At 74.2% G+C, this 11,637-nt stretch carries 10 protein-coding genes; all 10 read left to right on the top strand.

The genetic code is table 11. From position 1 onward, the window contains the following. Positions 1-1,079: endolytic transglycosylase MltG (gene mltG / locus LG943_RS24990; protein ID WP_270074820.1), on the top strand; the 1,079-nt coding region annotated here is incomplete at its 5' end. After that, positions 1,076-1,930 carry a shikimate dehydrogenase gene (locus tag LG943_RS24985; protein WP_270074819.1) on the top strand — a complete coding sequence of 285 codons (855 nt, stop codon included), beginning with the start codon at positions 1,076-1,078 and terminating at the stop codon, positions 1,928-1,930. The genes mltG and LG943_RS24985, both read left to right, overlap by 4 nt. Positions 1,931-2,332: 402 nt before the next feature. Further along, a complete protein-coding gene (infC, locus tag LG943_RS24980) occupies positions 2,333-2,965 on the top strand; it encodes a translation initiation factor IF-3 (RefSeq protein WP_333486435.1) in 633 nt (210 codons plus the stop codon). 180 nt (positions 2,966-3,145) lie between these two features. After that, the gene (gene rpmI / locus LG943_RS24975; protein WP_270074818.1) at positions 3,146-3,352 is read left to right on the top strand and encodes a 50S ribosomal protein L35; all 207 of its coding nucleotides are present in this window, start codon (positions 3,146-3,148) and stop codon (positions 3,350-3,352) included. Between the two features lie 105 nt (positions 3,353-3,457). Continuing rightward, on the top strand, positions 3,458-3,838 hold the full coding sequence (rplT, locus tag LG943_RS24970) for a 50S ribosomal protein L20 (RefSeq protein WP_270074817.1): 381 nt from the start codon (positions 3,458-3,460) through the stop codon (positions 3,836-3,838). Between the two features lie 32 nt (positions 3,839-3,870). Beyond that, complete coding sequence (locus LG943_RS24965; protein ID WP_270074816.1) at positions 3,871-4,710, top strand: TrmH family RNA methyltransferase; 840 nt, start codon at positions 3,871-3,873, stop codon at positions 4,708-4,710. A gap of 251 nt (positions 4,711-4,961) precedes the next feature. Beyond that, positions 4,962-6,068 carry a sensor histidine kinase gene (locus tag LG943_RS24960; RefSeq protein WP_270074815.1) on the top strand — a complete coding sequence of 369 codons (1,107 nt, stop codon included), beginning with the start codon at positions 4,962-4,964 and terminating at the stop codon, positions 6,066-6,068. Positions 6,069-6,196: 128 nt separating this feature from the next. Continuing rightward, positions 6,197-7,315 (top strand): phenylalanine--tRNA ligase subunit alpha, encoded by a 1,119-nt coding sequence (gene pheS, locus LG943_RS24955; RefSeq protein ID WP_270074814.1) that lies wholly within the window; start codon positions 6,197-6,199, stop codon positions 7,313-7,315. Next, a complete protein-coding gene (gene pheT, locus LG943_RS24950) occupies positions 7,315-9,813 on the top strand; it encodes a phenylalanine--tRNA ligase subunit beta (RefSeq protein ID WP_270074813.1) in 2,499 nt (832 codons plus the stop codon). Before pheS ends, pheT begins: the two co-directional genes overlap by 1 nt. A 482-nt stretch (positions 9,814-10,295) precedes the next feature. Then, on the top strand, positions 10,296-11,522 hold the full coding sequence (locus tag LG943_RS24945) for an aminotransferase family protein (RefSeq protein ID WP_270074821.1): 1,227 nt from the start codon (positions 10,296-10,298) through the stop codon (positions 11,520-11,522). Positions 11,523-11,637 lie beyond the last annotated feature (115 nt).

Genomic DNA, 11,637 nt, shown 5'->3' with positions numbered 1-11,637 from the left:
CGGGCCGCCGCGGCGGCCGCCGGGCCAAGGCCGCGCGGGGCCGCCCCCGCAAGGGCGTGACCGTGGTGGTGGCCCTGGCCCTGGTGACCGGGGTGGGCGCCGGCGGGTTCGCGCTGGGCCGCACCTACCTGTTCCCGCCCGACTTCGAGGGCGACGGCAGCGGGTCGGTCGAGGTCGTCGTGGAGGAGGGGGCCACCGGCCAGGCCATCGCCGACGAACTCGTGGCCCAGGGCGTGGTCGCCAGCCCGCGCGCGTTCCTCAACGCGCTGGGCTCCCACGGCGGCAACGTCGCGCCCGGCACCTACCGGCTGCACGAGCAGATGAGCGGCGACGCCGCCGTCGAGCTGCTGATGGACCCCTCCGCGCGGCTCCAGGCCCACATCACCTTCAAGGAGGGGCTGCGCGCCGAGGAGGTGCTGCGGCTGCTCCACGAGAACACCGGCATCCCCATGGCGGAGCTGCGCGCCGCCCTGGAGGACCCCGAGGCGCTGGGCCTGCCCGACTACGCCGAGCAGGGCGCCGAGGGCTACCTGTTCCCCGACACCTACGACATGCCCGCCGACGCCGACGCGGCGGCGCTGCTGCGCCGCATGGTCGACCGGTTCCACCAGGTGGCCGAGGACGTCGACCTGGAGGACGCCGCCGCCGAGCGCAACCTCACGCCCAACGAGGCCATGGCGGTCGCCGCGATCGTGCAGGCGGAGTCGGGCTCGGCCGAGGACATGCCCAAGGTCGCGCGGGTGGTCTACAACCGGCTTGAGGCCGTCATGGAGCTGGGCATGGACAGCACCTGCTTCTACGTCATCGACGAGTACGGCATCGCGCTGACCAACGACCAGCTCGCCGAGTGCAAGGCCGCCGGCAGCGAGTACGCCACCTACGGCCGCACCGGCCTGCCGGCCGGGCCCATCGTCAGCCCGGGCCGCCAGGCCATCGAGGCGGCGCTGAACCCGGCCGAGGGCGAGTGGCTGTACTTCGTGGCCACCGACCCCGAGAACGGGGTCACCGAGTTCGCCGAGACCTACGCCGAGTTCGAGCAGCTCAAGGCGGAGTTCGAGCAGAATCGAGGGGACCTGTGAGACGCGCGGCGGTCCTGGGCTCGCCGATCGCCCACTCGCTGTCGCCGGTGCTGCACACGGCGGCCTACACCGCGCTGGGCCTGGCCGGGGAGTGGACCTACTCCCGCCACGAGTGCGCCGAGGACGGCCTGGCCGCCTTCCTGGCCGGGTGCGACTCCTCCTGGGCGGGCCTGTCGCTGACCATGCCGCTCAAGCGGGCGGCGCTGGAGCTGGCCGACGAGGCCGACGCCGCCGCCCAGGAGGTGGGCGGCGCCAACACCCTGGTGCTGGCCGCCGGCCGGCGCCGCGCCTACAACACCGACGTCCACGGGATCATCGCCGCGCTGGCCGAGCAGGGCGTGCACCGGGTGGGCTCGGCGACCGTGCTGGGCGGCGGCGCCACCGCCGCCTCGGCGGTGGCCGCGCTGCGCGACCTGGGCGCCACCGCCGAGGGCGCCCTCACCGTGCTGGCCCGCGACCCCGCGCGCGCGGCCGGCGTGGTCGCCGCCGCCGAGCGCATGAAGACCCCGGTGTCGGTGGCGCCGCTGGCGGACCTCCACCGGCACCTGGGGGTGGACCTGGTGGTGTCCACCCTTCCCTCGGGCGCGGCCGACCCCTACGCCGCCGACCTGGCGCGCGGCGGCACCGCGCTGTTCGACGTGGTCTACGCCCCCTGGCCCACCGCGGCGGCCGCCGCTGTCGCGGCCGCCGGGGGCACCGTGGTCGGCGGCTTCGCGATGCTGCTGCACCAGGCCGCCCGGCAGGTGGAGCTGATGACCGGCGCCGAGCGCGCGCCGGTGGCGGCGATGCGCGCGGCCGGCCTGGCCGAGCTGGCGCGCCGCGCCGCGCCCGGCGGCGCCCAGGGCGCCTAGAGGGCCTGGAGCGCCGGCGCCAGAGCCCCGGCGGCGCGGGCGGTGCGGGAATAGCGCCCTGGGCGGCGGCGTTGGCAGGGGTGGTTGCCACCCGGTGTCCGCAGCGGTACTGGGTAGTGCGGATCTCCTGATAGAGTGGTGCTCTGACTTGATCCGGCGCGCCAAGCGCCGGACACGCGTAAGCGGAGGCGGATCCTCCCACCTGCCGGGTACAACCCCGGGCGGGTTCCGGTCGGCGGCGCACCACAGGGTGTGCCGTGGTCGTCGGCGACGGCGGCGCGCGCGTCGCGGCGGTGGCTTTCAGCCCCGCCGGTCCCGACGCGTACCGGTGGATCACCCCGCTTGCACACCGCTGGCGGGGTTTTCGCTTTCAGGGTCCGCGTACGGACCGGGTGGCCCCCCATAGGAATTACGACAAAGCTAGGGAGGGGTCCCATCAGCGCCGAGCCCCGCATCAATGACCGAATCCGGGTGGCCGAGGTCCGACTCGTCGGACCCAACGGAGAGCAGGTCGGCATCGTCCCGGTGCAGGACGCCCTGCGCCTGGCCGAGGAGGCCCAGCTCGACCTCGTCGAGGTAGCGCCCACGGCCCGCCCGCCGGTCGCCAAGCTGATGGACTACGGCAAGTACAAGTACGAGTCCGCGGTCAAGGCGCGCGAGTCGCGCCGGAACCAGTCGAACACGATCATCAAGGAGATCAAGCTCCGCCCGAAGATCGACCCGCACGACTACGAGACCAAGAAGGGTCACGTCGTCCGGTTCCTCAAGGGCGGGGACAAGGTCAAGGTGACGATCATGTTCCGCGGGCGCGAGCAGTCCCGTCCCGAGCTGGGGCGCCGCCTGCTGGCCCGCCTGGCGGAGGACGTCCAGGACCTGGGCGCGGTGGAGTCCCAGCCCAAGCAGGACGGCCGCAACATGGTGATGGTGATCGGCCCGCACAAGCGGCGGTCCGAGCACAAGGCCGAGGCCCGCGCGGCCGGCCCCCGCCCCCGGCGCGAGCAGCGCCAGGAGGAGCAGGCCGGGCAGGGTAGCTGACCCGGCCCGGCGCCGGCCCCGGGGCGCCGGCCCCCCGTACGCTGACGCACCGCGGTGTACCACCGCCGCCCACCGGCGGCGGCGGTGCGCCGCGGCGTGCCGGTGTGCTGTGCCCACAGTAGCCGCGCCACCACAACCCCGGTGGCGCCGATCGATGAGCAGGTAGGAGACGACGCGATCATGTCGAAGAGTAAGAACAAGACGCACAGCGGTGCCAGCAGGCGCTTCCGCGTGACCGGCTCGGGCAAGATCATGCGCCTCCGCGCCAACAAGAACCACTTGCTGGAGCACAAGCCGAGCAAGCGCACCCGACGGATCTCCGGTGAGGTCGAGCTGTCCCGGAACGACGTCAAGAAGATCAAGAAGCTGCTCGGCAACCGCGCCTAGGGCCGGGTCCGTTCATTCCATACCCTTCGACAGCGCCGGGAACCGGCGGGCGGCCCCCGCCCGCTCCGCGGACGCGTCGGACGTTCCAACCACAAGGGAGTCACAGTGGCACGCGTGAAGCGGGCTCTCAACGCCAAGAAGAAGCGCCGGGTCGTCCTCGAGCGGGCCAGCGGCTACCGCGGGCAGCGTTCGCGGCTGTACCGCAAGGCCAAGGAGCAGATGCTCCACTCGATGACCTACTCCTACCGGGACCGCAAGGACCGCAAGGGGCAGTTCCGCCGCCTGTGGATCCAGCGCATCAACGCCGGTGCGCGCGCCCACGGCCTGACCTACAACCGCTTCATGCAGGGCCTCAAGGCCGCCGGCATCGAGGTCGACCGCCGCATGCTCGCCGAACTCGCCGTCAACGACGAGGCCGCGTTCGCCTCCCTGGTGACCACCGCCAAGGACGCCCTGCCCGGCGACATCAAGCAGACCGCGGCCTGAGCCCGGTCCACGCACAGGAAACGTCGCACGCCATGGCGGGCCACGAGTTCACCAGCGCCAGGTCACCCCGGATCAAGGGGGCTCGTCGGCTCGCCAAGCGCGCGTTCCGCCAGCGTGAGCGGCGCTTCCTGGCCGAGGGACCCCAAGCGGTACGCGAGGCTCTGGCGGCGCCCGGCGGGGTGCACGAGCTGTTCACCACCGCCGAGGCGGCCCAGCGCCACGCGGAGCTGGTCGACGCCGCCCACGCCCGGGGCGCGCCCGTCCACCGGGTGAGCCTGGAGGTCATGGCCGAACTGGCCCAGACCGTCACCCCCCAGGGCCTACTGGCGGTGTGCGACTTCGTGGACGTGGGCCTGGCCGACGTCGGCGAGGTCCGGCTGGCCGCCGTGCTCTCCCACGTGCGCGACCCCGGCAACGCCGGGACCGTGGTGCGCACCGCCGACGCGGCGGGCGCCGACGTCGTCATTTTCACCGACGCCTCGGTCGACCCCTACAACGGCAAGTGCGTGCGCGCCTCGGCGGGCAGCCTGTTCCACCTGCCCGTGGTGGTGGGGGTGCCCGTCGCCGAGGCGATCGCCCACCTGCGGGCCGCCGGCGCCCGCGTCTTCGCCGCCGACGGCGGCGGCGACCGCGACCTGCACGCCGTGGCCGACTCCGGCGGCCTCGACGGCCCCGTGGGCTGGGTCTTCGGCAACGAGGCGTGGGGACTGCCCGAGGAGACCGTGGCGCTGACCGACGGCGCGGTCAGCGTCCCCATTTACGGCTCGGCCGAAAGCCTGAATCTGGCCACGGCCGCGGCGGTGTGCCTGTACACCACCGCCCGCCAGCAGCGCGCGGGCGTGCCCGCCGCCGGCACCGCGCGCGGCGCCTAGCCCGCCCGCCCCCGGCGCCCCGCCGCGCCCCGGGCGCCCCGGCGCCGCCGCCGTTTCCGGGCGCCCCCCGCGTATGCCCAGCTTTTCCCCGGTTCGGCGGGTTGCCCGCATCCCCCGTATTGCCGATACGCTCAAGCTCTCATCCACGAACCGCCGGTGGGGGCGCGCACGGCGCCCCGCGGCCACAGCGGCGGGCATCGCCGAGCGTAGCGGGCGGTGTCCGCGGGTAATGATCCCCGGCGGGCGGTCACATGAGGCATGGGGAGGCGGTCGTGGGCGGCGACCAACCAGGGGAGCGGTCGGGTGCGGACCCGCGGGCGGCGGCGCCGGCGCTCACCGCCGAAGACCTGCCCGACGGCCTGGTCGTGGCCGACCGCGCCGGCCGCGTCGTCACCTTCAACCGCATGGCCGCCCGGCTGGCGCGGGTGCCCGCCGAGTCCGCGCTGGGCCGCGACTTCCGCGACGTGCTCGCGCTGCACGACTCCGACGGCCGCGACTGGTGGAAGTGCAGCGACCCCTACGGCGGGCTGCGCACCCGCACCCGCCAGCCCGAGCGCCCCCTGTTCCTCGCCGACGGCCGCGAGATCCTGGTGGCCGCGCGCTACGTCCGCGACACCCCCGGCGGCGAACTCGCCCGCCTGGTGATCACCCTGCGCGACGCCTCCCACCGGGCGCGCGGCGAACGCGGCCGCGCCGACCTGGTGTCCACCGTCGCCCACGAACTGCGCTCGCCGCTGACCAGCGTCAAGGGGTTCACCGCCACCCTGCTGGGCAAGTGGGACCGCCTCACCGACAAGCAGAAGATCTTCATGCTGGAGACCGTCAACGCCGACGCCGACCGCGTCACCCGGCTCATCACCGAGCTGCTGAGCGTGTCGCGCATCGAGGCGGGCCGGCTGGAGATCCGCAAGCAGGTGGTGGACCTGCCCGACCTCGCCCGCAAGCTCGTGGCAGGGCGGGTGGCGGCCGGTGAACCCGCCGAGCGCTACCGGCTCGACGTCCGGGGCCCGCTGCCCGAGCTGTGGCTGGACGCCGACAAGATCGAGCAGATCCTCGCCAACCTGGTGGAAAACGCGGTGCGCCACGGCGCTGGTACTGTCACCATTGTGATCGAGCCGCACGAGGACGGAGCCGTGGTGCTGGTACGCGACGAAGGCAAGGGCATCGCGCCCGAGGCCGTTCCGCGTGTCTTCCGCCGGTTCTGGCGCACCCGGCGCCGCGGCGGCACCGGCCTGGGGCTGTTCATCGTCAAGGGGCTGATCGAGGCCCACGGCGGCGCGATCACGGTCGGCCGCGCGCCCAGCGGCGGTGCCGAGTTCCGATTTACCGTGCCCGCCGGCACCCCCGAGTTCGCCTGAGAGGGCGCGTTAGGGCGGCACCGCGGCGGGCGTTCCGCACCAGGTTCCTGTCGGCTTGAGCCCCCGCGTGCGCGGTGGGCCGTGACGGCCGCCCGCGCCCCCGCGCGCCGGCGGCGAGGCGATCAATCATGTCTGCACCCAACAACTCATACGATCCGGTCGAGGTGACCCCCCTCAGCCCCGACGAGGTCGCCCGGATGCGCGACGACGCGCTGGCGGCCATCGCCGCGGCGGCCGACCTCGAGCAGCTCAAGGCCGCGCGGCTGGCCCACGCCGGCGACCGCTCCCCGCTGGCGCTGGCCAACCGCGAGATCGGCGCCCTGCCGCCGGCGGCGCGCGCCGAGGCCGGCAAGCGCGTGGGCGGCGCCCGCCGCGACATCGGCGAGGCGCTCAAGCGCCGCCAGGCCGAGCTGGAGGAGGAGCGCGACGCCCGCGTGCTGGTGGAGGAGGCCGTCGACGTCACCCTGCCCACCCGCCGTTCCACCCCGGGCGGGCGCCACCCGGTGACCACCGTGGCCGAGCGCATGGCCGACATCTTCGTGGCGATGGGCTTCGACGTCGCCGAGGGCCCCGAGGTCGAGGCCGAGTGGTTCAACTTCGACGCGCTGAACTTCCTGCCCGACCACCCGGCGCGCACCATGCAGGACACGTTCTTCGTGGAGGGGCCCTCGGGCGGCGACTCCCGGATGGTGCTGCGCACCCACACCTCCCCGGTGCAGGTGCGCGCGCTGGTGGAGCGCGAGCTGCCGGTCTACGTCGTGGCGCCGGGCACCACCTACCGCACCGACGAGCTGGACGCCACCCACACCCCCGTCTTCCACCAGCTTGAAGGGCTGGTCGTGGACGAGGGGATCACCATGGGCCACCTGCGCGGCGCGATCGACGCGTTCGTCGACGGAATGTTCGGCAGCGGGCTGCGCACCCGCTTCCGGCCCTCCTACTTCCCCTTCACCGAGCCCTCCGCCGAGGTCGACATGGAGTGCTTCGTGTGCCGCGGCGCCTCGGTGGGCGATCCCGCCAACCCGTGCCGCACCTGCTCCTCGGAGGGCTGGATCGAGCTGGGCGGCTGCGGGATCGTCAACCCGCGCGTGCTCACCGCCGCCGGGGTGGACACCGCACGCTACAGCGGCTGGGCCTTCGGGCTGGGCGTGGAGCGCTCGCTGATGTTCGCCAACGGCGTGGCCGACATGCACGACATGGTCGAGGGTGACGTCCGCTTCACCGCGGCGTTCGGGATGGAGATCTGATGCGCGTCCCCGTTTCCTGGCTCAAGGAGTACACCGACCTGCCCGAGGGCACCACCGCCCGCGAGCTGGCCGCCCGGCTCATCGCGCTGGGGCTAGAGGTCGAGACGGTCGAGGCGGTCGGCGCCGACATCACCGGGCCCATTTACGTCGGCCGGGTGCTGGAGATCGAGGAGCTGACCGGCTTCAAGAAGCCGATCCGCTACTGCCGGGTGGACGTCGGCGCGGCCAACGGCACCGGGCAGCCGCAGAACATCATCTGCGGCGCCCGCAACTTCGCCGAGGGCGACCTGGTGGTGGTGGCGCTGCCCGGCAGCGAGCTGCCGGGCGGGTTCGCCATCGGCGCCCGCAAGACCTACGGGCGGGTCTCGGAGGGCATGATCTGCTCGGCCTCCGAGCTGGCGCTGTGGGAGGACCACGCCGGCATCATCGTGCTGCCCGAGGGTTCCGCCGCGCCCGGTGACGACGCCTACGCGCTGCTGGGGCTGCGCGAAGACGTCCTGGACATCGCCGTCACCCCCGACCGCGGCTACGCGCTGTCGGTGCGGGGCGTGGCGCGCGAGGCCGCGGCCGCCTACGGCACCGCGTTCCGCGACCCCGCCGACATCGCGGTCGAGGGCACCCCCGGCGGCGGGTACCCCGCCTCGGTGGCCGACCCGGCGGTGTGCGACCGCTACGTGCTGCGCGGGGTCAGCGGGTTCGACCCCGAGGCGCCCACGCCGCTGTGGATGAAGCGCCGCCTGGCCCTCACCGGGGTGCGGTCGATCTCGCTGGCCGTGGACATCACCAACTACGTGCTGATGGAGCTGGGCCAGCCGCTGCACGCCTGGGACCGCGACGCGGTGCGCGGCCCCATCGAGGTCCGCCTGGCCCGCGCGGGCGAGCAGTTGGAGACGCTGGACCACGTCAAGCGGACGCTGGACCCCGACGACATCGTCATCGCCGACGAGTCGGGGCCCATCAACGTCGCCGGCGTCATGGGCGGCCTGGCCACCGAGATCGGGTTGGGCTCCACCAACGTGCTCATCGAGGCGGCGCACTTCGCCGAGACCCACATCGCCCGCGCGTCGCGCCGCCACCAGCTCTCCTCGGAGTCCTCGCGCCGCTTCGAGCGGGGGGTGGACTCCGCGCTCCAGGTGGCGGCGGCCACCCGCGCGGTGCGGCTGCTGGCCGAGCTGGGCGGGGGAGCGGTCGACCCCGGCTACACCCACATCGACACCACCGCGCCGCGCGCGGCCATCGCGATCGCGGCCGACCACCCCGGCCGCGTGGCGGGGGTGGACTACCCGCGCGAGCGGGTCGCCGAGCGGCTGGCCCAGGTGGGCTGCGCCGTGGAGGCCGACGGCGACACGCTGCGGGTGGTCCCGCCGACGTGGCGGCCCGACCTCACCGACCCCAACGACCTCGCCGAGGAGGTCATCCGGCTGGAGGGCTACGCCGGCATCCCCTCCATCGCGCCGCGCGCGCGGGCCGGGCACGGGCTCACCCCCGCGCAGCGGCTGCGCCGCACGGTGGGCCGCAAGCTCGCCGCCACCGGGTTCGCCGAGGTCATGGCCTACCCGTTCGTGGGGGTCCGCGACTTCGACACCCTCCAGGTGCCCGCCGACGACCCGCGCCGCACCGCGCTGAAGCTGGCCAACCCGCTCAACGACGACGAGCCGCTGCTGCGCACCACCCTGCTGCCGGGCCTGCTCAAGGCGCTGGTGCGCAACGTGGGGCGCGGGTTCGGCGATCTCGCGCTGTATGAGATCGGGCCGGTGTTCCTGCCTCGGCCCGGCGCCTCGGGCCGGGCGCCGATGCCGGCGGTCGACCGCGGCCCCACGGCCGAGGAGCTGGCCGAACTGGAGGCGGCGCTGCCCGAGCAGCCGCGCCGGGTGGCGGCCGTCATGGCGGGCCACCGCGACCTGCCCGGGTGGTGGGGCGCGGGCCGCGCCGCGACCTGGGCCGACGCGGTCGAGACCGCGCGTGAGGTCGCCCGGCTGGCCAACACCGAACTGACGGTGCGGGCCGCCCAGTACGCGCCGTGGCACCCGGGCCGCTGCGCGGCGCTCTTCGTCGCCGACGGCGAGGGCGGTGAGCGGCTGGTCGGCCACGCCGGTGAGCTGCACCCGCGCGTGGTCGCCGCCCACGGGCTGCCCGAGCGTACCGTGGCCGTGGAACTGGACCTCGACGCCGTCGGGGCGGCGGGCGCCCCGGTGCGCGCGCCGGCGGTGTCGGGCTACCCGGTGGCCCTCCAGGACGTCGCGCTGGTGGTCGCCGACTCCGTGCCGGCGGCCGACGTCGAGCGGGCGCTGCGCGAGGGCGCGGGCGAGCTGCTGGAGGACGTGCGGCTGTTCGACGTCTACACCGGCGCGCAGGTCGGCGAGGGCCGCCGCTCGCTCGCCTACGCGCTGCGGTTCCGCGCCGCCGACCGCACCCTCAAGACCGAGGAGATCACGGCGGCCCGCGACGCGGCGGTGGCCGCGGCCGCCGAGCGCACGGGCGCGGTGCTGCGCGGCTAGACGGGAGCAGGCGGGGGCGCGGCGGGAGCGGGTCGGCCCGCCCGCGTGGCGGCGCCCGTGCGGCCGCCGCCGACGCGGCGCGCCCCGCCCCTACGGCTTCCCCGGCCCCGTCCCACCCGGTTCCGACCGGATGGGGCGGGGCCAAAACCCTTTCCGGCAACTTTTTTTCCTCCCGTTTCCCCTGCTGGGACGGGGTTTTGGGGAGCGCGTGCAAGGGTAGCGCGCATGATCCGTGTTAATCGGGGGAGACTTCTTTGTTTCGCCTCTTGCTCGCGGCGGCGCCAAGAACTTAACCTGCATGCACCTGCCGCGATCCGGATCCCGGGCACTCGCGGAACGGCTGTTTCATTCGGCGTTTTTCTGCATGCGTTCGCACGCACGCTCGGCTCGGAGGTCGCTTTATGACCGAAACAGTGGTTTCGTATGCGCGCACACCGCTAGAGCGGGTGGAGCCCAGCCGCTTCTGGCACACCTTCAGCGATATGTACTCGGTCTCGCAAGGGCCGAAGTTCGTCGTGGCCCGCGCTGAGGGCCCGTGGCTGTGGGACGACAACGGCGACCGCTACCTCGACGGCACCGCCAGCCTCTGGTACTGCAACGTCGGCCACGGCCGCACCGAGATCGCCGACGCGGTCCACCGCCAGCTCACCCAACTGGACGCCTTCACCGTCTACGGCGACTTCGCCAACGCCCCGGCGCTGGAACTCAGCGAGCGCCTGGCCGCACACGCCCCCGTCGCCGACCCCCGGGTGATCCTGACCTGCGGCGGCGGGGAGTCCATCGAGACCGCCGCCAAGCTGGCGCGGCGCTACTGGGCGGCGCTGGGCCGGCCCGGCAAGACCCACCTCATCAGCCGCACCGGCGGCTACCACGGCCTGCACGGGGTGGGCACCAGCATCATCGGCATGGACCGCTTCCGCACCGGGTTCGGCCCGATGGTGCGCGAGAACTCCGTGGTGCCGCACGACTCCGTGCGGGCGCTGGAGGAGGAGATCCTGCGGGTCGGCCCGGACCGGGTGGCCGCGTTCTTCGCCGAGCCGGTGATCGGCTCGGGCGGGGTCTACGCGGTCGACGCGGAGTACTTCGCCGGGGTCGCCGAGGTCTGCCGGCGCCACGGCGTGCTGTTCGTCGTCGACAGCGTCATCTGCGCCTTCGCCCGCATGGGCAACTGGTTCGGCATCGAGCGCTACGGCGTGCGCCCCGACATGATCGTCTTCGCCAAGGGGGTCTCCAGCGGGTACCTGCCGCTGGGCGGGGTCATCACCAGCGGCGCCCTCGCCGAGCCGTTCTGGGACCGGCCGGGCAACCCGTTCCACCACGGCACCACCTACGCCGGCCACCCCACCTGCTGCGCCGCCGCGCTGGCCAACCTCGACATCCTGGAGCGCGAGGACCTGTTCACGGTGGCGCTGGAGGTGGAGTCCCAGCTCGACGCGGCGATGCGCACCCTCGCCGACCACCCGCTGGTGCGCGAGGTCCGCTCGGGCACCGGGGTGATGGCGGCGGTGCAGCTCACCGACGAGGCCCTGGGGGAGCGGGGGATCACCACCGCCGAGGTCTTCGCCGAGGCCCGCGCGCGGGGCGTGATCCTGCGCGCGATCCCGCACTCGCTGCTGGTGTCGCCGCCGCTGGTCATCACCTGGGAGCAGATCGACCATCTGGTGTCGACCCTGCGGGCCGCGCTGGACGCGGTCGCCCAGCGCCACTAGCGCAAAGGGCGGTACGCAAGGCTGCGGGACGCACGGACGGCAGCGGTTCCGCGCACCGGCGGGTCCGGCGGGGGGGGGGCGGGCCCGGCGGTGAGGCGGTCGTCCCGGGCCGGGG

The organism is Streptomonospora mangrovi (assembly GCF_027604915.1).
In the GTDB taxonomy this organism is placed as follows: domain Bacteria; phylum Actinomycetota; class Actinomycetes; order Streptosporangiales; family Streptosporangiaceae; genus Streptomonospora; species Streptomonospora mangrovi.
This window is presented reverse-complemented; position numbering and strand designations above follow the sequence as displayed.